Genomic DNA, 23,737 nt, shown 5'->3' on the forward strand with positions numbered 1-23,737 from the left:
CGGCGCGGCGCCGCGCCGGGGCCTGAGCGTCCGGCCGGTCCGGACGCGCCGGGTCGTGTGCCGGGCGGGTCGGTCCGTATGCCGGGCGGGTCGGTCCGTGTGCCGGGCGGGTCGGGAGGGCCCGCTGGTCGCGGCGGTGGGAACCCCATGGCCGCGCCGCCGTTCAGCCCTGGCCCGGCGCGGGACGGCGCAGCACGTAGCCGACCCCCCGCACCGTGTGGATCAGCTTCGGGCCGCCGCCCGCCGCCGCGTCCACCTTGCGCCGCACGTACGAGATGTACGACTCGACGATGCTCAGGTCGCCGCCGAAGTCGTACGCCCACACGTGGTCGAGGATCTGCAGCTTGGAGACCACCCGGTCGGCGTTGGCCATCAGGTAGGCGAGCAGCTTGAACTCGGTGGGGGACAGGGAGATCTGGCGGCCGGCCCGCAGCACCTGGTGGCCGACCGGGTCGAGCTCCAGGTCGCCCGCGACCAGCCGCCCGTCGTCGGTGGGGCCGCCGGTGCGGCGCAGGATCGCCCTGATCCGGGCGATCAGCTCCTCCAGGCTGAACGGCTTGGTGACGTAGTCGTCGCCGCCCGCGGTGAGGCCGCTGATCTTGTCGTCGACGCCGTCCTTCGCGGTGAGGAAGAGCACCGGCAGCCGGTCGGGCCCGCCGCCCGCCCGCGGGTGCGGCCCGGTCTCCTCGCGCAGCCGCTTGACGACGGTGAAGCCGTTCATGTCCGGCAGCATCACGTCGAGGACCACCAGGTCGGGCCGTTCGCGGGCGACGGCGGCCAGCGCGTCGGCGCCGGTGGCGGCGGAGACCACCTTGAAGCCGACGAACCGCAGGGACGCGGAGAGCAGTTCCCTGATGTTCGGTTCGTCGTCCACGACCAGCAGGCTGGCCTCGGGTGTCTCCATGGGGACTCCTCCTCCCGGCCCGGTGGGATACGACCGCACCGTACGTGCCGATGCTGTGAGCCGCGTGTGTCAGTTGCCGGTGCCCCCGGTGCCCCCGGTGCCCCCGGTGCCCCCGGTGCCGCCCGCGGTGCTCCCGCCGCCGAAGCCCCCGAACCCGCCGAACCCGCCGAAGCCGCCGGCGGTGCCGCCGCCCTCGGTGACGGTGGTCGCGGTCACGTTGCCGTCGGCGCCCTTGGTGCCGAGGACGGTGACGCTCTGGCCGGCCTTGAGGTCGGAGACTTTGCCGGACTTGGACTCGGTGACCTTGGTGGAGCCGCCGGTGGTGACCTTGACGATGTTGCCCTGGGCGTCGGTGACGTAGAGGGTCTTGCCGTCGACGAGCTTGACCGTGCCGACCGTCACGCCGTTCGCGGCGGTGCCGCCGCCCGCGGTCGTGCCGGTGCCCGCGGTGCCGCCGAAGCGCCCGCCCGCGCCGCCGGTCCGGCCGGTGGCGCCGGTGCCGCCGGTCAGCCCGCTCGGGAAGCCGGACCGCCCGGCCGTGGTGCTGCCGTTCAGATGGTGCTTCTCGACGAGGGCGCCGCCGGAGAACGCCGCCGCGGCCACCACGCACGCGGACAGCACCAGGGTCAGCCACGGCAGCTTGCGGCGCGGCGGGGCGGCCAGCTCGGCGGAGATGTCGCGGGCGTCCGGCGGCTCGGCGAGGATGTCCTCGGGGTGCTCGCCGGGACGCTCGGCGTCGTACCCGTCCTCGGGATACGTGCCTTCGGGGTACGTGCCCTCGGGGCCCGCGCCGTTCGCCGGGTACCCGGCTCCGCCGCGGGGGTCGGGCACGGTGCCGCCCGGACCGCCCGCGCGGCTCGGACCACCGGGGCCGCCGGCGCCGGCCGGGGTCTGCGAACTCCCGGTCTGCCGCGGCCCTTCCATGATCTCGATCCCGCCTGCGGCCTCGGCGTCTGCCTTGACAAGCTCGGTGCGGCGTCGCGCCATCTCGGCCCCTCTTCCTGATCCCGTGTTCCGCTTGTGTCTCTTGGTGAACATCACTCGTGCCGCAGGGCCTCGATGGGCCGCAGGCCCGCCGCCCGGTTGGCCGGGTAGCTGCCGAAGAAGAGCCCGATGGCCACCGCGATGGCGAACGCGCCCCACACCGACGCGGGGATGACCGCGGGTTTGATGCCGACGATGGTGAACCGCGAACCGATCAGCCCGCCGACCACCCCGAGCCCGCCGCCGATCAGCGACAGCAGCGTGGACTCGGCGAGGAACTGCCCGAGGATGACGCCCTTGGGCGCGCCGATCGCCTTGCGGATGCCGATCTCCCGGGTCCGCTCGGTGACCGTGACCAGCATGATGTTGGTGATGCCGATCCCGCCGACCAGCAGCGAGATCGCCGCGACCGCGCCGAGCAGCACCGTGAAGGTCTTGTTGGTGTCGGACTGGGTGCTCAGCAGCGACGCCTGGTTGCTCACCCGGAAGTCGAGCGCGTTCGGGTCGCTGATGCCGTGCGTGCCCATCAGGATCGTGGTGATCTCGTTCTGCGCGGGCGTGGTCGCGCCGGCGGACTTCGCCTCGACCAGGATCTGGCTGATCGGCCCGAAGCCGGTGAAGGCGTTCTGCACGGTCGGCAGCGGCGCGATCACCGTGTCGTCCGGGTCCTGGAAGCCGGTGCCGCCCTTGGTGGCCAGCTCCCCGACGACCGTGAACGGGGTGCCGCCGATCACCAGCTTCTTCCCGATCGGGGAGGCGGTGCCGAACAGGTCGGTCGCGGTGGTGGAGCCGATCACGGCGACCTTGCGGGAGTTGAGCACGTCGTCGGCGCTGAAGTAGTCGCCCTTGTCGACCTTGCTGTTGGAGGTCTGGAAGTAGGCCGGGTACGTGCCCACGACCTGCCCGACGGTGTGCGAGGTGCCGTTGTAGACCGCCGACTGCGAGGTGGTGACCTCGGGCGCGACGGACTGGATGTCCGGCGCGTCGGCGGGGTTGGCGAGCGCGCGGGCGTCGTCCACGGTGAGCGGCTTGGTGCTGGTCGCGGACGACGAGCCCGACGCGCTGAAGCCGCCGCCGGAGGAGACGGTGAGCGAGTTGGTGCCGAGCTTCTCGATGGAGTCCTTGACCGACTGCGAGGAGCCGTTGCCGACCGCGAGCAGGATGATCACGGCGGCCACGCCGATCAGCACGCCGAGCATGGTCAGCGCGGAGCGCACCTTGTTCGCGGCGAGCCCGCCGACGGCGAACCGCAGGATCTCGAACGGGTTCACCGGGCCGCACCCCCGCTCATGGCGTGCGGGGCGTGGGAGGCGAACTCGGCCGGGTCGCGCAGCGCGGGCGGCGGCCCGTCCACCGCGGCCTGCCGTACGTCCTCCACGACCTGCCCGTCCACCAGCCGGATCACCCGCTTGGCGTGCCGGGCCACTTCGTCCTCGTGGGTGATCAGTACGACGGTGCGGCCGGACGCGTTGAGCCGGTCGATGATGGCGAGCACATCCTCGGTGCTGTGGCTGTCCAGGTTGCCGGTCGGCTCGTCGGCGAGCAGCATCGCCGGCGCCGTGACCAGGGCGCGGGCCACCGCCACGCGCTGCTGCTGGCCGCCGGACAGTTCGTTGGGCCGGTGGTCGACGCGGTCGGCGAGGCCGACCAGGGACAGCGCGGCCAGCGCCCGGCGGCGCCGCTCGGCGGCCTTCACGCCGGCGTAGGCGAGCGGGAGTTCGACCTGGGCGAGCGCCGGGGTGCGCGGCACCAGGTTGAACGACTGGAAGACGAAGCCGATCTTGCGGTTGCGGACCAGGGAGAGCTGGTGCTCGTCCAGGCCGCCGACGTCGATGCCGTCCAGCAGGTAGCGGCCGGCGGTCGGCACGTCGAGGCAGCCGAGGATGTTCATCAGGGTGGACTTGCCGGAGCCGGAACTGCCCATCACCGCGACCATGTCGCCCTGTTCGACCAGCAGGTCCACGCCGGGGGAGTCACCGGTGAGCGGGTCGGCGGGGCCGCCGAGCGCGCGGACGGCGGCGTCGCCGTGGCCGTACGTCTTGAGCAGGGAGCGCACCTCGATGACCGGGGCCGGGCCCCAGGGGCCGTCGTCGGCCGGCTCGGCGGCCGCCTGGTCATCCGCCGTGCGGCGCAGCCGGTGCAGCCCGGACGCCGCTCCGGCCAGGCCGCCGAGCCGCTTGCCCAGGGCCTGCCTCATCCGCGGCCACCTCCGCCGGCGAAGCCGCCGGTACGGAAGCCGCCGCCGGCGCCGCCCGCGGTGCCGAGCCGGTTGGCGCCGCCGCCGATGCCGCCGGGGAACGCACCGCTCGGGAAGCCGCCGTTGCCGGAGGAGGCGACCTGCGGGATCTGCACCTGCTGGCCCTCCTTCAGGCCGCTGGTGATCTGGTCGGCCGAGTCACCCTCGACGCCCACGGTCACCGGGGTGCGGGTGGTGGAGCCGTCGGAGTTGACCACCAGGACCGTACGGTTGGTGCCGGTGCCGGAGACCGCGGCGGTCGGCACGCTCAGCGCGTCGGCCGCCTGGCCGGTGGTCACCTGGATGCTGGCGCTCAGGCCGGTGCGCAGGTTCGAGGTGTCACTGGTGATGCTCAGCGTGGCGGCGTACTGCACCGCGCTGCCGCTGGAGCCCGACCCGCCGGAGCTGGAACTGCTGCTGACCGGAAGCGAACTGATCGACAGCACCTTGGCGTCGAGCACGGTGCCGGACTCGGCGTTCAGCGTGACGGTCGCGGCCTGGCCGGCCTTGATCTTCAGCGAGTCGGCCTCGGAGAAGTCCGCCTTCACCTGCATGCCCGAGGGGTTGGTGAGGACCACGAACCCGGTCGGGGTGGAACCGGAGGAGCCGGTGGAGGAGCCCGACGACGAACTGCCGCTGGAACCCGAACCCGACGAGCCCGAGCCCGAACTCGTACCGCTGCCGGAGGTGCCGCTGACCGTGTCGCCCTTCACGCCGTCCACCGAGGCCACGGTGCCGCTGACGGCGGCCTTCAGCACGCAGCCGTCCACCGCGCGCTGAGCGGCGTCCACGGCGTTCTGGGCTTGCGTCAACTGGGCCTGTGCGGAGGCGAGTTGGGCCGGGTCGACGGTCGGGGTGGGGGTCGGGGTGACGACCGTCTCGCGGCTGCCGCCGGAGTTGGAGCCGGAGCCGGACGAGCCGGAGCCGGAGTCCGTGCCGGAGGAGGCGGGGGTCTCGCCGGCCTCGACCTTCGTCAGGTTCGCCTCGGCCGCGGTCAGGGACGCCTCGTCCTGCTGGAGCGTCTCCTTCGCGGCGGTCGGGTCGACCTTCGCCAGCACCTGGTCCTTCTTCACCTTGTCGCCCGGCTTGACGTCGACCTCGGTGAGGGTGCCGCCGGTGGTGAAGTTCAGCCCCGCGTCGCTCGGGGAGGAGAGCGTGCCGGAGCCGGATACGGTGGCCGACACCGTGGCCGTGGTCACGGTCGCGGTCCGTGCGCCGCCCGAGCTGGCGGACTTGCCGCTGTCGTCGTGCACCGCCGCGTAGGCGCCGCCGGCGCCCGCGAGGACCACCACGCCGAGCACCGAGTTGATCAGGACGGCCCTGCGCCGCCGTGGGAGCACCTTCATGGCGCGCATCTTGGACTCCGACGCCATTGAAGGCCTGGGAGCAGCCTGGGAGTTTGCTGGGAACCTGGCCGGCCGTGCGGCCGCCGCGGGCGCCTCCGAAACGGACTTCCGCCGCTCAACCGGGCGAAAAGGCCGCCCCGGGAAGCCCGTTGCGACGGGGCGCTCCCCGGGAACTCACAGCTCGATCCCCGACAGTCCCCACCTGTATGCGGTTCAGTTCCACCGTCGCTCGCGTGTCCCCGCGTCCCGTGCGTGCGCGCGGGCGGCCCCAAGTACGGCTGACAGCCATACGGCAACGTGCCGCGGCACCTCGCCACCGGACGCCGATCCGGTGGTGCGGTGTCCGGCTTTCCCCGAGGAGACCACGGTCATGAACTGGACCACCAGCCGGCCGCCCGAGGCGCGCATCGCGGTGCGGGCCGGGGCGTTCGTCGCCGTACTCGCCTCGGGCGCGCTCGCGCTCACCGCGTGCTCCTCCGGCGGTTCCTCCTCCTCGGACGCGAAGTCCTCCGCGTCCGCCTCCGCGTCCGTGGCCGCCTCGGGCGGCGGGGGCGGGCAGGACATGGAGGCGTATCGGCAGTGCCTGTCGCAGCACGGTGTCAACCTGCCCACCTTCAAACGCCCTTCGGGCGGTGCGCGGCCCAGCGGCCGCCCCAGCGGTGACCCGAGCGGACGTCCCAGCGGCGGGTACCGCGGCGGTTTCGGCGGCGGCTTCGGCGGGATCGGCGGGGCCTCGCCCGACGCGGCCACCCAGAAGGCGCTCAAGGCGTGCGCCTCCAAGCAGCCGAAGTTCCCGGGCGGCGGCCCCGGCGGCGCCAACGGCGGGGCCGACGCCAGCGCGATCCAGGCGTTCACCAGTTGCCTCAAGGACCACGGCGTCACCCTCCCCACCCCCTCACCCGACGCGAGCCCCTCCGCCGGCAACGGCCGCGGCGGCTACGGCGGCTTCGGCGCCATCCGCAACCTCAACACCGCCGACCCGAAAACCGCCAAGGCCTACGCCACCTGCAAACCCCTCCTCCCCCAACGCCCCACCTCCACCCCCTCCTAGACCCCACCCGGCTCCACTCCACCAGGGCCCCCTCCCGCCCCGGCCCACCGTGCGGTAGTTTCCGAACGCACGCCGTCCGAGGCCGTGCGGTCATGCCACACATGGGGGTCCATATGTCCGGGATCGGGCGACGCGGGCACCTGCCACGCGGCGCCGTGCGGCTCTCCACCTGTGCGGTCGGTGCGGTGGTGCTCGTGCTGGCGGTGTCGGGGTGCTCCAGTTCGCCGTCGGGCCCGAAGGCGAAGGACTCGGCGGCGACGATGTCGACGGACGCGCGGTGGGTGGCGGCGAAGGTGCGGGCGGGCTTCAAGCCACTGGGCGTGTTCACGGTGACCCAGGACGGGACGAAGGCGGTGTCCTGCGGTCACGGCAAGGCCAGCTACTCCTTCGCCGGGCACCAGACGTTCACCATCGGCCCGGTGGACACGTATCTGAACCTGTCGACAGTGGTTGATCCGTGGCTCAAGGGCCGCGGCTACTCCATCGATTTCGACAAGAAGTCGACCTATGAGTTCGGCACCCGAAATTCCCAGAATCTGGTGAACAAGAAAGCCCACATCAACTTGACCGTGAGCGCGACCGCGTCCAGTGAGAAGGCCACCACCGAGGTATGGACCGCTACCTCGCACACGGACTGCCTGCGCGCCGGCTGAACCGGGCCGGGGGCAGGACGCTCAGATGTATCGGCTCTGGTCCATGTGCCACTGCTTGGCCTCGGCCTGAGTGACCTCGGCCGGGGTTCTGGCGATCTCCGCGTCGACGATCGGCAGGAGCTTGTCGACCAGGGTCTTCACCTGGGACCGCTGGTACGTCCCGTGTTGTTCCCAGCTACTGGCGGCCTTGCCGGTCCACACCTTCCTTCCGCCCATGTCGCCGGCGGTGAGACACCGTATCCACTGCGATGCGGCGGGCGCAGCCCCGAGTTGTGGGGGGCAACTCGCGGGCGGGGGTGGGGTTACCAGGCGAAGGATTCCGGGGCGGGGCCGGGGCTCGGGAAGATGGTGTCGAGTTCGGCGAGGAATTCCGGAGTGAGGGTCAACTCGGATGCGCGGAGGGCGGATTCGAGGTGGTGCGGGGTGCGCGGGCCGACGATGGGGCCGGTGACGCCGGGGCGGGTGAGCAGCCAGGCGAGGGCGACCTCGCCGGGCTCGACCGCGTGCTTGTCGCAGAGCGCTTCGTACGCCTCGACCTGTGCGCGGACCGCCGGTTTCGCCAGGCCCGCGCCGGAGCGGCCGACGGAGGTACGGGACCCGCCGCCCTCGCGCTCCTTGCGCAGTGCCCCGCCCAACAGCCCCTGGTGCAGGGGTGACCAGGGGATGACGCCGAGCCCGTACGCCTGCGCCGCGGGGATCACGTCGGTCTCGGCGCTCCGCTCGAAGAGGTTGTAGAGGCACTGCTCGCTGACCAGGCCGAGCGAACCGCGCCGGGCCGCCGCTTCGTTGGCCTGGGCGATGTGCCAGCCGGCGAAGTTGCTGGACCCGGCGTAGAGGATCTTGCCCTGCCGCACCAGGACGTCGATCGCCTGCCAGATCTCCTCCCACGGTGTCGCGCGGTCCACGTGGTGGAACTGGTAGACGTCGATGTGGTCGGTACGCAGCCGCCTGAGGCTCGCCTCCACCGCGCGGCGGATGCCCAGCGCGGAGAGCCGGTCGTGGTTGGGCCACGCCCGGTCGAACAGCGTCGAGCCGTCGTTCGTGTCGTTCAGGTAGACCTTCGTGGCCAGCACGACCTTGTCCCGGCGGCCACCGCCCCGGGCGAGCCAGTTCCCGATGATCTCCTCGGTGTAGCCCTTGTTCTCGTCCACCCCGTAGACGTTCGCGGTGTCGAAGAAGTTCACCCCCGCGTCGAGGGCCGCGTCCATCAGCGCATGGCTTCCCTCTTCCGTCACTTCCTCGCCGAAGTTCATGGTTCCGAGTACGACCCGGCTCACTCTGAGCCCCGTCCGACCGAGCTGCACGTATTCCATGGCGCCAGCGAACACCTTGGAGCGCACTCGATGGCAAGCCCCCGCGTACGGGACCGGCGTACGGGCACGGGCATACGGGCACGGGTTCGGCGTACGGGTTCGGCCCGGCGCCGGCCGACGGGGGCCGGTCCGGGCCGAGCCGGAGCGACGGGTCAGGTGCGGTCGTTGTGACGGGCCCACACGAGGGCGGCGGCCGCCGCCGCGGACAGGGTCGCCGCCGCGACCGCGGGGGCGTAGGAGCGGACGGCGGACACGGCGGTCGCGGCAGACGCGGATACGGACCTGGACGCCGGTCCGGACGCTGACCCAGTGGCTGATCCGGCGGCGGGGGACGCCGCGGCCTCGGCGTCCGGCGCGGCCTCCGGCACGGATACGGGCGCGGCCGGGATCTCCGCACGGTGGGAGCCTGACCCCGCGGAGAGCTCCGCCGCGCCGTCGGGCCCGCCCGTCGAGCCCCCCGGCAGCCGGGACTTGACGCTGCTCGCCGCCTGAGCGGCCCTCGTCCGGGTCCGGTCCTCCGCCGACCGCAGCCGGCCCGCGGTGTCCCGCGCCTTCGCCTTCGCCCGGGACGTGACGTCCACCTTGGCGGCGAGTTCCTCGACGGTCTGGCCCAGCGCCTCGCGGGTCTCGGCGATCTGCCGTTCGAGTTCGGCGAGGTGGGGGTCGGTACGGGGCGTCATCGCTTGGCCCTCTCCTTCAGGATCACCAGGTCCTGGTGAACGCTGTCCACGGTCTCCCCCGGCACGGGTGGCACCGCCCGCTTCACCTCACCGCGGCCGATGAGCGCCGCGATCCCGGCGATGAGCAGCAGCCCGCCCGCCACGATCAGCGCGGACGCCCACAGCGTCAGCGGCATCGCGATCGCGGCGATCGCGGCCGTGATCAGGGCGGCGAGGGCGAAGAACGCCATCAGCCCGGCCGCCCCGAACAGCCCGCCGCCGATCCCGGCCCGCTTGCCCTTCTGCGTCAGTTCGGCCTGCGCCAGCTTCAGTTCCTGTCTGACCAGGTCGGAAAGCTGCTCGGTGCCCTCCTTGACCAGTGTGCCCACCGACCTGGCGGACCCGTTCGCATGCGCCACGACCTTCACCTCCGGCTCCAGGGAGTTGTCCTGCCCGGGTTGCCCGTATTCGCGAACGGAAACATGCGAGCGGATCGAACCCGCGAACCCGCGAACCCGCGAACCGCCCGGGCGCCGGGGCGCCCTACCCCCGAGGCGGCGCGGCGGCCCGCACCAGCGCCCGTGCCAGCTCCGCACTCCCCGCCAGCGTGTCGACCCCGAGCGTGCCGACCGCGAGCGGCTGCGTCGCCAGCGCACCCTCGTGCAGCACGAGCAGCCGCGTGGCAAGGGTGTCGGGCTCCGCGCACCCGGCCTCCGCGGCGAGGCCCCTGAACAGGTCCAGCAGCCAGAGCTTCTGCTCCGCGGCGACCCGGTGCGCGGGATGCGCGGGGTCCGGAAGCTCGGCGAGCGCGTTGACGAACGCGCAGCCGCGGCGGTTGGTCCCGCTCCAGGTCCGCAGCGCGTCGAAGGGCGCGGTGACGGCTCGGACCGGGTCGTCGCAGACGTCGACGGCGGCGACGACCAGCGACCGCCAGCGCCGGTCGCGCTCCGCGAGGTAGGCCGCCACGAGGTGGTCCTTGGAGCCGAACCGGTTGTACAGGGTCCGCTTGGTCACGCCCGAGCGCTCGGCGATCAGGTCCACGCCGACCGCCGTGATCCCGCGGTCGTAGAACAGCTCCTCGGCCGCCGCCACGATGCGGCGGCCGGCCGGTGTCATGGGCCGCGTCTCCGGCATCGGGCGCTCCTTCACTGATCGGTGTAGCTGAGCGGTGTACCGTGGGTCGAAGTTCACAGATCAGTATACCTGCGAGGAGGTTCAGGCGATGGGTGTTCCCGAGCGGATGCGCGCGGTGCGGATCGCACGGCACGGAGGGCCGGAGGTCCTCGAACCGGTGGAGGTGGCCGTGCCCGCCCCGAAGGCCGGGGAGGTGCTGGTCCGGGTCGGCGCGGTCGCGCTGAACAACACCGACCTGTGGACCCGGGAGGGCGCCTACGGCCGCCCGGGAGACCCGAAGGCGGCGGCGGGCTGGCGCGGCCCGATCGACTTCCCGCGCATCCAGGGCGCCGACGTGGCCGGCCGGGTCGTGGCGGTCGGCGCCGGCGCGGACGAGCGCCTGATCGGCCGCCGGGTGGTCGTCGACCCGGCGATCTACGACGGTGACGGCCCGGACGCGAACCCGGTGGGCCTGATGGGCAGCGAGCGCGACGGCGGATACGCCGAGTACGTGACCGCGCCGGCCGAGCGGGTGCACGACATGACGGAGTCCCCGCTCACGGACGACCAGCTCGCGACGCTGCCGACCGCCTACGGCACGGCGCTGGGCATGATCGAACGGGGCCGGCTGGGCGCGGGCGAGACCGCCCTCGTCTCGGGGGCCTCCGGCGGTGTCGGCCTCGCGCTGGTGCAGCTCGCCCGGGCGCGCGGCGCGCGGGTGCTCGCCGTCAGCAGCGGACCCAAGATCGACGCGGTACGCGCGGCGGGCGCCCACGAGGTCGTCGACCGCGCACGGGACGTCGCCGGGCAGGTCCGTGCCGCCGCCCCGGAGGGCGTCGATGTCGCACTCGACGTCGTCGCCGGTGAACTGGTGGGCGAGGGGCTGCCGTTGCTGCGCGAGGGCGGCCGGTGGGTGGTGGCCGGCGCGCTCGGCGGGTACGACGTGACCTTCGACGTGCGCCGTCTCTACCTGCACAACACGCGGCTGATCGGCTCCTCGATGCACACGCCCGCGCACTTCGGGCTCCTGATGGACCTGGCCCGGCGGGCCGCGATCCGACCCGTCGTCGCGGCGTCGTTCCCGCTGGACCAGGCGGCTCGGGCCCAGGAGGAACTGGCCCGCAGAGGGCACGTGGGGAAGATCGTGCTGCACCCGTAGGGGCCCGGACCGGGCGCCCACATCGCGGAAAGTGAAAATCGTTACCAGGTATGGTGTTGCGCGATTCCGGGCGTACGCTCATCTGTGGGGGGCGAATCGGGACAAACCGATGGTGTAGATCGAGGTGGGCATATGGCGCTGTACAGCTCTGAGACGACCCATCGAAGGGCCCTTGTGCTGAGCGAGGTCGCCGCGGACGGGGCGAGCGGGCTCTCCCGCGTCCTGCGGCGGGCCTCCTCCGGGGACGAGGACGCGGCGGCGATCACCGTATCCGCCCTCGTCCGCTCGGTCCGACCGCTCACCGCGCTCGACGCGCACGAATTCCTGCGACGCGCACACATCCGTGAGACCGACCTCGCCGGTGACATCAGCCCCGGCCAGCGGGTCGCGCTGGTGTCCGTGGTCGACCGTTTCTCCCATCTGCATCCGCCGCGCTTGTAAGCGGCGCTTCTCCACCGGAGGAGGCCTCGCCGCTACCTGCGCCCGCACCCGTCCAGGTGCCGTCGCCGTCCACGTCATCGGTGGCGCACGCGACCACCGCCGCGCGGGCCGCGGCCAGCGAGGCGGCGGCCTGCGCGCGGTGCCCGGCCAGGTGCGGCACGAGGTCCGCGAGCGTCGACTCGGCGCTGATCACCCGGACGTTCGCGTCGGCCACCCCCTGCTTGCCGAAGTACGCCCGCAGGTAAGGCGTCTGGAAGTCGTACGCGGCGCGGGGCGTGCCCGGCCGGTAGCTGCCGCCACGGGTGGCGACCACCACGACCCGCGTGGCGGCGAGCAGTGGCGCCCGGGTGCCCGGGGCGGTGAAGGCGCCGGGGAAGCTCACCCGGTCGATCCACGCCTTGAGCAGCGCGGACACCGTGTAGTTGTACATCGGCGCGCCGATCAGCACGGTGCCGGCCGCCAGCACCTCGTCGATCAGCGGCCGGGTCAGCGCCCATGCGCGCCGCTCGGCCGGGTCCCCGATCAGCGCGGCCACGCCGTCCGGCGGGCAGAACCCGTGCCTCTCCACCCGCCGGCCGAGCGCGCAGTATGCGCTGTCCAGCGGCGGCACCGGATCGGCGGCGAGATCGCGGTACCGGTACTCGTACTGGAGACCGGCAGCGTCGTGCCGCGCCCGCCAGGTCCGCGCGAACAGGGCGGTCAGCCGCCTGCTGACCGAGCCGTCGGAACCGTCGGCACCGGAGTCCAGGTGCAGCAAGGACGCCCTCACGTCTTCCGTCACTACGTCTCCCGTCACTTTCGCCGTGTCGTCTTCGTCAGGAGCAGTGACGGATCAGGGCGCGGAAAGGGGACCGGTGACCGAGTACGGCGGCGAGCGGGTGGAGCGGGGCGAGCGGGTGGCGGCAGCGGAGCAGGGTGAACCGGCGGAGCAGGGTGAACCGGCGGAGCAGGGTGAACCGGCGGAAGCGGCCGGGCCCGTGGAAGCGGCCGGGCCCGCGGACCCGGAGGCACTGGCGGAGCGGTTCGAGGCGCGCCGCCCCCTCCTGCACGCCGTCGCCCACCGGATGCTCGGCTCCGCGAGCGAGGCCGAGGACGCCGTGCAGGAGACATGGCTGCGCCTGGGCCGTACCGACGTCGCCGACGTGGCGAACCTGTCCGGCTGGCTGCGTACGGTGGTGACCCGGATCTGCCTCGACATGCTGCGTGCCCGCGGCTCGCGGCGCGAGGACCTGACCGAGCAGCACGCCTTCGACGAGGTTCCGGGCCCCGCGCGCGGCGGCGGCAGCGGCCGGCCGGAGGACGAGGCGGTGCTCGCGGACGCCGTGAGCGGCGCGCTCCTCGTGGTGCTGGACACCCTGGACCCGGACGAGCGGATCACGTTCGTGCTGCACGACGTGTTCGCCGTGCCCTTCGAGCAGATCGCGCCCCTGGTGGCGCGAACGCCCGGCACCACCAAGAAGCTGGCCAGCCGTGCGCGCCGCAAGGTGCGCGGCACCCCCGCCGTCCCGGCGGAGGAACTCGCCCGCCGGCGCCGGGTCGTCACCGCGTTCCTGTCGGCGATGCGGGCCGGTGACCTCGACGCGATCCTCGCCGTGCTCGCCCCCGACGTGGTGCGCCGCACCGATCCGATCGCGCTCGCACCCGGGGCGGCGGCGGTGGTACGCGGGGCGCGGGCCGTCGCCGAGGGCACCGCCCTCCTCGCCCACCGGGCGCGGTACGCCGAGCCGGCCCTGGTCGACGGCGCGGTGGGGATCGTGGTGGCCCCGCACGGCCGGCTGCTGCTCGCCCTGACCGTCGCCTTCGCGGACGACGGCCTGATCGCCGGGTACGAGGTGATCGCCGACCCGGACCGGCTGCGCCGGCTGGACCTGGCGGTTCTCGACCTGGCCGTGCTCGACCCCGGCGGGCTCGACGGGGGCGGGCCGGGCGACCCCTGGTGACCGGTCGCGGGCGGCCCGGCTCGTAGGCTCGGGGCATGGAACAGCGCGTATTGGGCCGGACCGGCCGGGAAGTGTCCGTGGTGGGGCTGGGGACGTGGCAGCTGGGGGCCGACTGGGGGGAGGTGCGGGAGGAGGACGCGGTGGCGGTGCTGGACGCGGCCGTGGCGTCCGGGGTGACCTTCTTCGACACCGCGGACGTCTACGGCGACGGGCGCAGCGAGCAGCTCATCGGGCGCTACCTGAAGGCGCACCCCGAGCTGGACGTGTTCGTCGCCACGAAGATGGGGCGCCGCGCCGACCAGCTCCCGGAGAACTACAACCTCGACAACTTCCGTGCGTGGAACGACCGTTCGCGTGCGAACCTCGGGGTGGACACCCTCGACCTGGTGCAGCTGCACTGCCCGCCGACCGCCGTCTACTCCACCGACGCGGTCTTCGACGCGCTGGACACGCTCGTCGCCGAGAAGCGCGTCGCGAACTACGCGGTCAGCGTGGAGACCTGCGCCGAGGCGCTCGCGGCGATCGCCCGGCCGGGCGTGGCGAGCGTGCAGATCATCCTCAACGCGTTCCGGCTCAAGCCGCTGGAGGAGGTGCTGCCGGCGGCGGCCGAGGCGGGGGTCGGCATCATCGCCCGGGTGCCGCTGGCGTCCGGGCTGCTCAGCGGCAAGTACACCCGCGAGACGGTGTTCGCGGCGAACGACCACCGCACGTACAACCGGCACGGTGAGGCGTTCGACCAGGGCGAGACGTTCTCCGGGGTCGACTTCGCGACCGGGCTCCAGGCGGCCGCGGAGTTCGCCGAGCTGGCGCCCGAGGGCGCCACACCCGCGCAGACCGCGTTGCGGTGGGTCGTCCAGCAGCCCGGGGTGACCTCGGTCATCCCGGGAGCGCGGTCGGTGGAACAGGCCCGGGCGAACGCGGCGGCTGCGGAGTTGCCGGAGTTGCCGGAGGAAGTGGTGGGCGGGGTGAGGGAGTTGTACGAGCGGAGGGTGCGGGAGCAGGTTCACGGGCGTTGGTGAGCGGACCCTCCGGGGTGGGTGGTGCTGTCGGTTCCGGGACCACCTGCCGGTGGGGGGTTCTCGCGCCGTTCCCCGCGCCCCTGGGTATGCGACGGCTCTTCCTTGAAAGGAAGCTCCCCTGTCGGGGGTGGTGATGCTTGTTTGGGGATCACCTGTCGGCGGGGGTTGCTCGCGCAGTTCCCCGCGCCCCTGGGTATGCGACGGCCCTTCCTTGAAAAGAAGCTGTTGCCCTTGCGGTTTGTGGGCTGGTTTGGGGTTCACGCATGGGGCGCCCGGGGTTGCCTGATGCGGTGGTGGGGGCACTACGGTCGGGTGGGTGACGACGTTTACTGAGAGTCAGCCTGAGTTTCCGGGGGCCGCGGGCCCGTATGCCACCACGGAGGCGGAGCCGAGGGGGGTGGGTCGGGTGCGGATGGAGTACGCGCCGGTGCATGACGGGGACCCTGATCCGGGGGAGATCGTGTGGACGTGGGTCCCGTATGAGGAGCGGGACGGGCGGGGGAAGGACCGGCCGGTTCTGGTGGTGGCGCGGGAGGAGGGCGGCACGTTGCTCGCGGTGCAGCTCACCAGCAAGCGGCATGACGGCGGGGACTGGCTCGCGCTCGGGGCGGGGCCGTGGGACCGGGAGGGGCGCGACTCGTGGGTCGTGCTCGACCGCGTGCTGAGGCTGTACGAGAAGGGGATGCGGCGGGAGGCGTGCGCGCTGGACCGCGGGCGGTTCAACCTGGTCGCCAACCGGCTCCGCGAGCTCTACGGGTGGGCCTGACCCCCAGGTGTCCCGGTGCCGTCGGCGCCGGGACCACCTGGCGGTGGCGTCAGGACTTCTGAGCGGGCTCCGCCTTGTCCGAGGTCTCGTCCTCCGAGGTGTCGGGCTCCGCGTCGTCCTTGGCGGCGTCCTCGTCCGTGGACGTGGCCTCCGCGTCGGCGTCCTCGGCCGGCTCCGGGGCGGTCTCCTCGGCTTCTTCCGGCTCTTCCTCGGCCTCGAAGTAGGTGTCGAGGACCGTGTCGAGCCGGCTGGTCCACTCCTTGAGCAGGCCCCGCGAGGTCGCCTCGACCTGCGCGTCGTACCACCGGCGCTCAGGCGTGTACACGGTCACCGAGAAGCGCCGCCCGAACCGCGGAGTGTCGATCTCCACCGCGGCGATCTCGTCCCAGGTGAACTCCGCTTCCTCCTCGTCAAGGCGGAAACGCACCCCCACCCGGTCCGCGACGATCGCACCGCGCCGGTCCGAGACGTCGAACACGGGGCCGTCGTCGTCGCCGTCCCCCGCGTCCTCGTCCTTCTCCGCGGCTTCCGTGTCCTCCGCCTCGGCGTCGTCCTCCGCCTCGACCTCAGCGTCCGCCTCGGGCTCCACCTCCGGCTCGGCCGTCGGTTCCGCCTTCAGTTCCGCTTTCGGCTCCTCGGGAGCCTCCGCCTGCTCCGGTACGGCGTCGGCCGTCCCGTCCGCGTCGGAGCGCGGCGGGGTCAGGCCGGGCACGTACGCCGGGTCGAGGCCGGCGGCGGGCACGGACGGGGTGATCGAACCTATGCGCTGCTGCTCCACGGCAAGCAGTATGGCCGATGAAGCTGTGTCGGCAATCGCCGAACCACATAACAACATGGCAGCCCTTGCGTTTATGCCGTCCCAGGGTCCGAATTGCCCCAAAGGTCAGCTATTGCCGTATAGCCAACCACCCACAGAACCCCATCCACGAAGTACCCGAGCCAACCCAGGGGCGCGGGGAACTGCGCGAGCAACCCCCGCCGACAGGTGATCCCCCAACAAGCATCACCACCCCCGACAGGGGAGCTTCTTTTCAAGGAATAGCCGAGCCAACCCAGGGGCGCGTGGGGGCACCTCCCAGGCGAAGCTCTGGGGGAGAACGGCGCGAGAACCCCCCACCGGCAGGTGGTCCCTCAACCGACAGCACCACCCACCCCGGAGGGTCCGCTCACCTAATGATCCGCGCTGCCCTCGCAGACTTCAGCCACGTCGGGAACTCCGCCATGAGCAGGTCGTACAGCTCGCCGTCGTCCCGTTGGCGGGGGTCGCGGCCGGCCGCGAAGAACCCCGCGTTGTCGATCGTGCGCCCCTTGAGCGTGTCGAGCCCTTGGAGGAACTTCAGGCCGCGCGGGCTGCCGAAGCCGACGAACTGCCAGAAGATCGGCAGCGTGGAGCACTCCTGGAGCAGCCGCTTGGTGGCGCCGCGGTCGAAGGGCTCGCCGTCGGTCTGGAAGACCACGTACGCCGGGTCGGTGGCGCCGCACCGCTGGTAGTGGTCGATCACCGCGCGCATCGCGGGGGAGTAACAGGTGCCGCCCCAGGGCAGTTTGCGCTGGAGCGCCTCGACCCGGCCGGTGTGGTTGTCCAGCGAGATCTCGGAGACGAGGTTGACCTGGCTGCCGAACACCACCACGGGCACCACACCGTCGTCGTCGAGGTTCGCGGACAACCCGAGCACCTGCTCGGCGAGGTGCTGCATGGTGCCGCTGCGGTAGTACGACTTCATGCTCGCGGAGTGGTCGAGGACGAGGTAGACCGCGGCACGCTGACCGGTGATGCCCTGCTTCTGGAGGGAGATCCCGGCCTGCTTGTAGAGGTTGACCAGCGCGGGCGCGGCCTGCTCGACCTTCTCCAGGCTGATCGCGGGCGCCAGCGCCGGCGCCGGCGCGGGTGGGGGCGGGGGCGGGGGCACCGAAGCTCGCACGGGCATAGGCGCAGGCATCGGCGGGGGAGCGGTCGGCGGAGCCGCGGGCGGTGGCGGTACGGGCGGCGCCCACGCGGGCGGCGGCGGCCCGAACCCCGCTGCGGGCGAAGGCATTTGCAGGGTGGGCGGCGCGAGCACGGCGTCGGGCACCGTGGGCGGCGACGGCGCGGGCTCCGCGGCGGCCACCGGGGCGGGCGAGGGAGCCGCGGCGGGTTCGTCGTCCACCGACACCCCGAAGTCCCGGGCCAGCCCGGCGAGTCCGTCGGCGTATCCCTGCCCGACCGCCCGCACCTTCCACCCGCCCGCCCGGCGGTAGAACTCGGCGAGCACCACGACGGTCTCGCCGAGCCGGCACGGCGGTGGCTCGAAAGTGACCAGCCGGTCGCCCGAGGTGACGCCGAGGCGCAGGCCGCTGCCGCTGTCGAAGACCGTGCCGGGCTCGTCGGCGTCGACGCTGACCACGACCGCGACCGTGTGCACGGCGGCCGGCACGAGGGCCAGTTCGACGCCGATGGCCTGCCCCTGCACGGTGACGCCGTCCTGCGCCGGGTGGTTGTAGAAGACCAGGTCCGTGTCGCCGCGCACCTTGCGGTCCTCGGCGAGCAGCACCGCCGACACGTCGACGGCGGTGCCGGTCGCGGTGACCTCGGCGCGGGCCCGGCCGCCGTCGAGGGCCGTGTTGCCGCCCGGTGTGAGTGCGATGGCGCCGGCCATGGCCTGCCTCCCCCTGCTGCGTGGTCTGGAGCGTCCCATTCTTGTCGCACCGGGCGCCGGACGGACCGTTGAGACGCGGATTATGTGATGATCGCGCGATGTGGACGACAGTGACCTCGCGGAGACCGCGGCGCGCGAGGACGGCGGTGGCGGCGCTGGCGGTGGCCGGAACCGCGGTGGTGGCGGCCGGCTGCGGGACACAGAGCGGCAGCGGCGCGTCGATGCCGGCGCCGGCGGGCACGGGCGACTTCAGGGTGCACGCCGACACCCTCCCGCCGGGCATCTCCGGCGGCACCGGCGTCCCGTCGTACGGTGTGCCGCCGACCGGCGGGCCCGGTGTCACCACCTCGGCACCCCCCGCCGGCCCCTGTCCCGCCTCGGGTCTGCGGGTGGGCGTCGAAGCGACGGACGCGGCGACGGGGCTGCGCCAGACCACGGTCACCCTCACCAACTGCGGCGCCAAGTCCCTTGCCGTCAGCGGCTATCCGAAGCTGCGGCTGCTGGACGACCACGGCCGTACGGTGGAGGTTCGGGTGCACCACGGCGACGACATCGTCGACAGCGTCACCGACCCCGGGCCGGCCACGACGACCCTGCGCCCCGGCCGGCAGGTCATCGCGATCCTGGCCTGGCGGAACACCTACACCGAGTCGAACGACCCCCCCGCGCTCGCCACCACCCTGGAGTTCACCGTCGCGGGTGCCAAGCAGCGCGTCCCGCTCCACGTCGACCTCGGCAACACCGGCAAGCTCGACGTCACCGCCTGGTACGTCCACAAGTGACCCACCGGGCACGGCGAAGGCGGCCCTGACCCTCGGTCAGGACCGCCTCGGCGCGGGACGCCCGCTGCTCGCGCGGGTGTCGGCTACTCGACGTCCACCCAGTCCAGGGTGCGCTCGACCGCCTTCTTCCAGCCCTTGTAGCCGGTGTCGCGCTGCTCGTCGGACCACTGCGGCTGCCACCGCTTCGACTCGTGCCAGTGCTCGCGCAGCTCGTCGGTGTCGCGCCAGAAGCCGACCGCGAGACCGGCCGCGTACGCGGCGCCGAGCGCGGTGGTCTCGGCGACCACCGGACGGCTGACCGGCACGCCGAGGATGTCCGCCTGGGTCTGCATGCACAGGTCGTTGGCGGTGACACCGCCGTCGACCTTGAGCACGTCCAGGTGCACCCCGGAGTCCTGCTCCATCGCCTCGACCACGTCGCGGCTCTGGTAGCACATCGACTCCAGCGTCGCCCGGGCCAGGTGGCCGTCGGTGTGGAAGCGGGCCAGGCCGACGATCGCGCCGCGGGCGTCGGAACGCCAGTACGGCGCGAACAGCCCGGAGAACGCGGGCACGAAGTAGATGCCGTCGCTGCCGTCCACGGTCTTGGCCAGCCGCTCGCTCTCCGGCGCGGCCTTGATGATGTGCAGCTGGTCGCGCAGCCACTGCACGGCCGAGCCGGTCACCGCGATCGAGCCCTCCAGCGCGTAGACCGCCGGGGCGTCGCCGAACTTGTAGGCGACCGTGGTGAGCAGGCCGTGCTCGCTGCGCACCGCCTCCGTACCGGTGTTGAGCAGCAGGAAGTTGCCGGTGCCGTAGGTGTTCTTCGCCTCGCCGGGGGCGAAGCACACCTGGCCGACGGTGGCCGCCTGCTGGTCGCCGAGCACGCCGCAGATCGGCACCTCCTGCGAGAGCGGCCGGGAGGTGCGGGTCTTGCCGTACGCCTCGGAATGCGAGGACGGGTTGATCTTCGGCAGCATCGACCGCGGGATGCCGAAGATGCCCAGCAGTTCGTCGTCCCAGTCCAGCGTCTCCAGGTCCATCAGCATGGTGCGGCTGGCGTTGGTGACGTCGGTGGCGTGGATGCCGCCGTTGGGGCCGCCGGTGAGGTTCCACAGCACCCACGAGTCGGTGGTGCCGAAGATCGCGTTGCCCTGCTCGGCGGCCTCGCGCAGCCCGTCGACGTTCTCCAGCATCCACTTGATCTTGCCGCCGGAGAAGTACGTGGCCGGCGGCAGACCGGCCCGCTGCCGGATCAGGTCGCCGTGGCCGTCGCGCTCCAGCGCCTTGGCGATGGAGTCGGTGCGGGTGTCCTGCCAGACGATCGCGTTGCCGTACGGCCGCCCGTTGCGCGGGTCCCACACCACCGCGGTCTCGCGCTGGTTGGTGATGCCGATGGCGGCCAGGTCGGCCGCGGTGATCCCGGCGTTGCGCACCGCGGTCTGGATGACCACGTTGGTGCGCTCCCAGATCTCGGTCGGGTCGTGCTCGACCCAGCCGGGGCGCGGCAGGTACTGGGTGTGCTCCAGCTGGTGCCGGGCCACCTCGTTGCCGTCGTGGTCGAAGATCATGAACCGGGTGCTGGTGGTCCCCTGGTCCACCGCGCCGACGAAGTCCGCCATGGCTAGCTGCCTCTCCTGGATCTGCTGGAGCTCCTGGGTCAACGAACATGTGGGGCAGCCGAGTCGCCTCGGCTGCCCGGGCTCACGTGCGTGGGATCGGCCCCGCGGGACCGGTCCTGCGGGATCAGCCCCGCGGGACCGGTCCTACGGGGTCAGCTCTGCGGGATCGGGGTGCGGCCCTCGGGCTCCGGCGCCGCGCCCGGCAGGAAGCGGCCGACGAAGAGCTTGTAGGCGACGCCGCCGACGAGGCCGCCGACCAGCGGGCCGACGATCGGCACCCAGAAGTAGAGGTTGCCCCACTCGTCCCGCCACGCGTGGCGGTAACCGGTGATGTAACTCGCCAGCCGGGGCCCGAAGTCACGGGCCGGGTTGATCGCGTATCCCGCGTCCGTACCGAACGCCATGCCGATCGCGACGACCACCAGGCCGATGATGAACGGGCCCATGTTCGCGCCGGGCGGGTTGTTGAGCAGGTCGGTCAGGGCCAGGATCAGGATCAGCAGGATCGCGGTGCCGATCACCTGGTCGCGGAACGCGCCCCACTCGTGCACGCCGGCGGCGGGGTTACCGTTGCCCGGCAGGGTGGAGAAGATGAACTGGGTCTTGATGGTGTGGCCGGGGTCGGCCCGCGCGAGTACTTCGGTGTAGTTCCAGCGCACCAGCAGCGCGGCGCAGAACGCGCCGAGGACCTGGGCCGCCATGTACGGCGCGACCTTCCTCCAGGGGAATCCCTTGAAGGTGGCGAGGGTCAGCGTCACAGCCGGGTTGAGGTGGGCCCCGCTGAGTCGGGCCGCCAGGTAGACGCCCAGCGTCACGCCGAGTCCCCAGGCCCAGGAGATGCTGTCGTGATTTCCCAGACCGCCCGGGGGCGTGGTCAGGGCTCCACCGGCGACGACCTGGGCGACCACGCCGATGCCGAAGAGGAGAAGGATCAGGGTGCCGGCGAACTCCGCGGACAACTCGCCGATCAGCCCTGAGCCGCGTGAACGTGGCGCCATGTCAGCCTGCTTCCCGCCGGTCGTACCGGACCGGCTCTGGCTCGTATTCGCATTTCTGCTCCTACTCAAGGAAGCACGGTGGAAACGGGCTGGCGCGTATGGATGGGCCGTTCAGGGGAGCGCGCTGCGCCGGGCTGCGGGAAGAGCGTCCGGCGCTGTAGAGGTGGCCCCGCGCCGGTCCTGGTGAGGCGGTCCTGGTGAGGCGGTCCTAGTGCGGGGGCGGGGGAAGGGTGTTGGGGCTGGGCGGGGGCTCGGGCCAGACGAGGAGGACGGGGCAGGGGGCGTGGTCGACGATGAAGCGGCTGTGCGGGCCGAGGCTGTGGGGGCCGAGGCGGGTGTGGTCGCCGTCGCGGGCCAGGACGAGGAGGGCGGCGTCCTCCGCTTCGGCGACGATCTCGCGTTCGACCCGGCCGGTGCGCTGGAGGGTGGTGCAGGGGCGGGCCAGGCGGGCGGCGGCTTCGGCGAGGAGCGCCTGGCCGGCGGAGGTGGCCTGTTCGGACAGTGCGAGGCCGGGGTCGCGGGCCGGGCGGCCGCGGCCGAGCAGTCCGGCGAACGCGCCGTGGGCGGCGCCGGCCACCTCCGGTTCCGGCACGTGCACCAGGACGATGTCGGCGCTGTCGGACGCGTGGCTGCGGACCGCGTCCACGCAGGCCGGCCAGGTGCCCTCGACGATCCAGGCGACCACGGTCTCGGCGCCGCCGGCCCGGTGGGCGCGGCCCGGCTCCGGAGGTTCGTACGGTTCGTGCGGGACGGACGGCGGGTGGGGTTCGCGCGGCCGGCCGGGTCCGCCGGGTCCACCTGGCCCGTCCGGTCCGCCCGGGCCCCGGGGACCCGGCCGATGCGGGGGCGGCGGGGGCGGCGGGGGCGTTGGCATGGGGGTCACCCTCCGATCACGGTCAACGAGAGCCACAGTGCCACCACGGCGACCAGCAGCGAGGCAGGCACGGCGATCGCGCCGAGGCGGGTGAACTCGCCGAGGTCCACCTCGGCTTCGTGGGCCCGCACGATACGCCGCCACAGCAGGGTGGCGAGAGACCCCGCGTAGGTGAGGTTGGGACCGATGTTGACGCCGAGCAGGACGGCGAGCACCGCGCCCGCGCCGTGCGGCGCGGTCAGCGGGAGCAGGACCAGGACCGCGGGGAGGTTGTTGATCAGGTTCGCCAGCACCGCGGCCAGTGCGGCGAGCGCGAGCAGCGCGGGCAGTCCGGTGCCGCCGGGTACCGCGTGGCCGAGCGCCGAGCCGAGCCCGTGGTCGACCAGCGCGCGGACCACGATGCCGAGCGCGAGCACGAAGGCGAGGAAGGGGACGGCGGCCGACCGGACCAGGGCGCCGGGGGTGGTCCGGCGCCGGACCAGGGCGCGTACGGCGAGCACCGCGGCGCCGGCGAAGGCCGCCCACGCCGGGTTGACGCCGAGCAGCGAGGCCACCACGAAACCGGCGAGCGTGCAGCCGACCGTGGCGAGGGCGAACCGGGGCAGCGGGGGCCGGTCGTCGGACTGCTGAGGGTGCGCGCCGGCGGCCAGGTCGGTGCCGAAGAACCGCCGCAGCACCACGTACTCCACGCCGATCGCGGCCAGCCACGGCAGCGCCATCAGCGCGGCGAACCGGGTGAAACTCAGCCCGCTGGCGGCCAGGGCGAGGAGGTTGGTGAGGTTGGAGACCGGCAGCAGCAGGGACGCGGTGTTGGACAGGTGCGTGCAGGCGTAGACGTGCGGTTTGGGGCGGGCGCCCAACCGGGCGGCCGTCGCGAAGACCACCGGGGTGAGCAGCACGATGGTCGCGTCCAGGCTGAGCACCGCGGTGATCACCGAGGCGAGCACGAAGACCTGCCCGAGCAGGCGGTAGGGGCTGCCGCCGGCCGCGCTCGCCATCCAGCCGCCGCATGCGGTGAACAGCCCTTCCTCGTCGCAGAGTTGGGCCAGTACCAGGACCGCGGCGAGGAACCCGATCACCGGGCCGAGCTGCTGCGCCTCGGCCCGCGCGTGGTCCAGGGAGATCGCCCCGGTGCCGATCAGTACGGCGGCGGCCGGCACCGCGACGGCGGCCTCGGGCAGGCCCCACGGGCGCACCACCGCGCAGCCCAGCACGAGGACGAGCAGGACGGCGCTGAGCGTTTCGGCGGCGGCGCTGTTCAT

Annotated in this window: 25 protein-coding genes; 8 read left to right on the forward strand and 17 right to left on the reverse strand. The window is 72.9% G+C overall.

All coding sequences use genetic code 11. The features are described 5' to 3' along the window. Nucleotides 1-163: 163 nt before the first annotated feature. The 5 genes from AB0399_RS17080 to AB0399_RS17100 all read right to left on the reverse strand — a co-directional run bounded on the left by AB0399_RS17080 (nucleotide 164) and on the right by AB0399_RS17100 (nucleotide 5,470). Nucleotides 164-904, reverse strand: coding sequence for a response regulator transcription factor (locus AB0399_RS17080; protein ID WP_329366783.1), 741 nt, complete (start codon nucleotides 902-904; stop codon nucleotides 164-166). 69 nt (nucleotides 905-973) lie between these two features. Beyond that, a complete protein-coding gene (locus tag AB0399_RS17085) occupies nucleotides 974-1,891 on the reverse strand; it encodes a hypothetical protein (protein WP_366411842.1) in 918 nt (305 codons plus the stop codon). Between the two features lie 50 nt (nucleotides 1,892-1,941). Further along, nucleotides 1,942-3,159, reverse strand: coding sequence for an ABC transporter permease (locus tag AB0399_RS17090; protein WP_329366779.1), 1,218 nt, complete (start codon nucleotides 3,157-3,159; stop codon nucleotides 1,942-1,944). Beyond that, entirely contained in the window at nucleotides 3,156-4,085 is a 930-nt protein-coding gene (locus tag AB0399_RS17095) for an ABC transporter ATP-binding protein (RefSeq protein ID WP_329366778.1), read from the reverse strand. Before AB0399_RS17095 ends, AB0399_RS17090 begins: the two co-directional genes overlap by 4 nt. Continuing rightward, nucleotides 4,082-5,470: an HlyD family efflux transporter periplasmic adaptor subunit gene (locus AB0399_RS17100; protein ID WP_329366777.1), complete on the reverse strand. Its 1,389-nt coding sequence runs from the start codon at nucleotides 5,468-5,470 to the stop codon at nucleotides 4,082-4,084. Before AB0399_RS17100 ends, AB0399_RS17095 begins: the two co-directional genes overlap by 4 nt. A gap of 370 nt (nucleotides 5,471-5,840) precedes the next feature. On the opposite strand from AB0399_RS17100, the gene AB0399_RS17105 reads away from it, so the two are divergent. Both AB0399_RS17105 and AB0399_RS17110 read left to right on the forward strand, forming a co-directional pair. Then, nucleotides 5,841-6,521: a hypothetical protein gene (locus tag AB0399_RS17105; RefSeq protein WP_366411843.1), complete on the forward strand. Its 681-nt coding sequence runs from the start codon at nucleotides 5,841-5,843 to the stop codon at nucleotides 6,519-6,521. Between the two features lie 113 nt (nucleotides 6,522-6,634). Beyond that, nucleotides 6,635-7,174 (forward strand): hypothetical protein, encoded by a 540-nt coding sequence (locus AB0399_RS17110; protein WP_366411844.1) that lies wholly within the window; start codon nucleotides 6,635-6,637, stop codon nucleotides 7,172-7,174. Between the two features lie 21 nt (nucleotides 7,175-7,195). On the opposite strand, the gene AB0399_RS17115 is transcribed toward AB0399_RS17110, so the two are convergent. The 5 genes from AB0399_RS17115 to AB0399_RS17135 all read right to left on the reverse strand — a co-directional run bounded on the left by AB0399_RS17115 (nucleotide 7,196) and on the right by AB0399_RS17135 (nucleotide 10,280). Continuing rightward, entirely contained in the window at nucleotides 7,196-7,390 is a 195-nt protein-coding gene (locus tag AB0399_RS17115) for a hypothetical protein (protein WP_366411845.1), read from the reverse strand. Nucleotides 7,391-7,476: 86 nt separating this feature from the next. Then, nucleotides 7,477-8,487: an aldo/keto reductase gene (locus tag AB0399_RS17120; RefSeq protein WP_366411846.1), complete on the reverse strand. Its 1,011-nt coding sequence runs from the start codon at nucleotides 8,485-8,487 to the stop codon at nucleotides 7,477-7,479. Nucleotides 8,488-8,639: 152 nt separating this feature from the next. After that, the gene (locus AB0399_RS17125) at nucleotides 8,640-9,167 is read right to left on the reverse strand and encodes a DUF3618 domain-containing protein (RefSeq protein ID WP_366411847.1); all 528 of its coding nucleotides are present in this window, start codon (nucleotides 9,165-9,167) and stop codon (nucleotides 8,640-8,642) included. Further along, nucleotides 9,164-9,565 carry a phage holin family protein gene (locus AB0399_RS17130; RefSeq protein WP_328466920.1) on the reverse strand — a complete coding sequence of 134 codons (402 nt, stop codon included), beginning with the start codon at nucleotides 9,563-9,565 and terminating at the stop codon, nucleotides 9,164-9,166. Before AB0399_RS17130 ends, AB0399_RS17125 begins: the two co-directional genes overlap by 4 nt. Nucleotides 9,566-9,689: 124 nt before the next feature. Then, complete coding sequence (locus AB0399_RS17135) at nucleotides 9,690-10,280, reverse strand: TetR family transcriptional regulator (RefSeq protein WP_366411848.1); 591 nt, start codon at nucleotides 10,278-10,280, stop codon at nucleotides 9,690-9,692. 88 nt (nucleotides 10,281-10,368) lie between these two features. On the opposite strand from AB0399_RS17135, the gene AB0399_RS17140 reads away from it, so the two are divergent. Further along, the gene (locus tag AB0399_RS17140; RefSeq protein WP_366411849.1) at nucleotides 10,369-11,418 is read left to right on the forward strand and encodes a zinc-binding dehydrogenase; all 1,050 of its coding nucleotides are present in this window, start codon (nucleotides 10,369-10,371) and stop codon (nucleotides 11,416-11,418) included. 132 nt (nucleotides 11,419-11,550) lie between these two features. Then, a complete protein-coding gene (locus tag AB0399_RS17145; RefSeq protein ID WP_329366762.1) occupies nucleotides 11,551-11,859 on the forward strand; it encodes a hypothetical protein in 309 nt (102 codons plus the stop codon). Here AB0399_RS17145 and AB0399_RS17150 read toward each other — a convergent pair. Beyond that, nucleotides 11,786-12,640, reverse strand: a complete 855-nt coding sequence (locus AB0399_RS17150) for an NAD(P)H-dependent oxidoreductase (protein WP_366411850.1) — start codon at nucleotides 12,638-12,640, stop codon at nucleotides 11,786-11,788. The two genes, AB0399_RS17145 and AB0399_RS17150, sit on opposite strands and share 74 nt — an antisense overlap. 196 nt (nucleotides 12,641-12,836) lie before the next feature. Here AB0399_RS17150 and AB0399_RS17155 point away from each other — a divergent pair, with 196 nt between their 5' ends. From AB0399_RS17155 to AB0399_RS17165, 3 genes are all read left to right on the forward strand, one after another. After that, nucleotides 12,837-13,799 carry a sigma-70 family RNA polymerase sigma factor gene (locus AB0399_RS17155; protein WP_366411897.1) on the forward strand — a complete coding sequence of 321 codons (963 nt, stop codon included), beginning with the start codon at nucleotides 12,837-12,839 and terminating at the stop codon, nucleotides 13,797-13,799. Nucleotides 13,800-13,834: 35 nt separating this feature from the next. Further along, nucleotides 13,835-14,818, forward strand: a complete 984-nt coding sequence (locus AB0399_RS17160; RefSeq protein ID WP_366411851.1) for an aldo/keto reductase — start codon at nucleotides 13,835-13,837, stop codon at nucleotides 14,816-14,818. Nucleotides 14,819-15,134: 316 nt separating this feature from the next. After that, on the forward strand, nucleotides 15,135-15,584 hold the full coding sequence (locus AB0399_RS17165) for a type II toxin-antitoxin system PemK/MazF family toxin (protein WP_329366756.1): 450 nt from the start codon (nucleotides 15,135-15,137) through the stop codon (nucleotides 15,582-15,584). Nucleotides 15,585-15,633: 49 nt separating this feature from the next. On the opposite strand, the gene AB0399_RS17170 is transcribed toward AB0399_RS17165, so the two are convergent. Then, the gene (locus tag AB0399_RS17170) at nucleotides 15,634-16,362 is read right to left on the reverse strand and encodes a hypothetical protein (RefSeq protein WP_366411852.1); all 729 of its coding nucleotides are present in this window, start codon (nucleotides 16,360-16,362) and stop codon (nucleotides 15,634-15,636) included. Nucleotides 16,363-16,750: 388 nt separating this feature from the next. Beyond that, on the reverse strand, nucleotides 16,751-18,220 hold the full coding sequence (locus tag AB0399_RS17175) for a VWA domain-containing protein (RefSeq protein ID WP_366411853.1): 1,470 nt from the start codon (nucleotides 18,218-18,220) through the stop codon (nucleotides 16,751-16,753). Nucleotides 18,221-18,318: 98 nt separating this feature from the next. Between AB0399_RS17175 and AB0399_RS17180 the strand changes: the two genes are divergently transcribed. Further along, nucleotides 18,319-19,002 (forward strand): DUF4232 domain-containing protein, encoded by a 684-nt coding sequence (locus AB0399_RS17180; RefSeq protein WP_366411854.1) that lies wholly within the window; start codon nucleotides 18,319-18,321, stop codon nucleotides 19,000-19,002. An 83-nt stretch (nucleotides 19,003-19,085) separates the two neighbouring features. Here AB0399_RS17180 and glpK read toward each other — a convergent pair whose 3' ends face one another. From glpK to AB0399_RS17200, 4 genes are all read right to left on the reverse strand, one after another. Continuing rightward, nucleotides 19,086-20,603 carry a glycerol kinase GlpK gene (glpK, locus tag AB0399_RS17185; RefSeq protein WP_329366750.1) on the reverse strand — a complete coding sequence of 506 codons (1,518 nt, stop codon included), beginning with the start codon at nucleotides 20,601-20,603 and terminating at the stop codon, nucleotides 19,086-19,088. Between the two features lie 152 nt (nucleotides 20,604-20,755). Further along, nucleotides 20,756-21,601 carry an MIP/aquaporin family protein gene (locus AB0399_RS17190; protein WP_366411855.1) on the reverse strand — a complete coding sequence of 282 codons (846 nt, stop codon included), beginning with the start codon at nucleotides 21,599-21,601 and terminating at the stop codon, nucleotides 20,756-20,758. 208 nt (nucleotides 21,602-21,809) lie between these two features. Further along, nucleotides 21,810-22,286: a universal stress protein gene (locus AB0399_RS17195; RefSeq protein WP_366411856.1), complete on the reverse strand. Its 477-nt coding sequence runs from the start codon at nucleotides 22,284-22,286 to the stop codon at nucleotides 21,810-21,812. Nucleotides 22,287-22,480: 194 nt separating this feature from the next. Beyond that, on the reverse strand, nucleotides 22,481-23,737 hold the full coding sequence (locus AB0399_RS17200) for an SLC13 family permease (protein ID WP_366411857.1): 1,257 nt from the start codon (nucleotides 23,735-23,737) through the stop codon (nucleotides 22,481-22,483).

The organism is Streptomyces sp. NPDC088194 (assembly GCF_040702025.1).
In the GTDB taxonomy this organism is placed as follows: Bacteria; Actinomycetota; Actinomycetes; order Streptomycetales; family Streptomycetaceae; genus Actinacidiphila.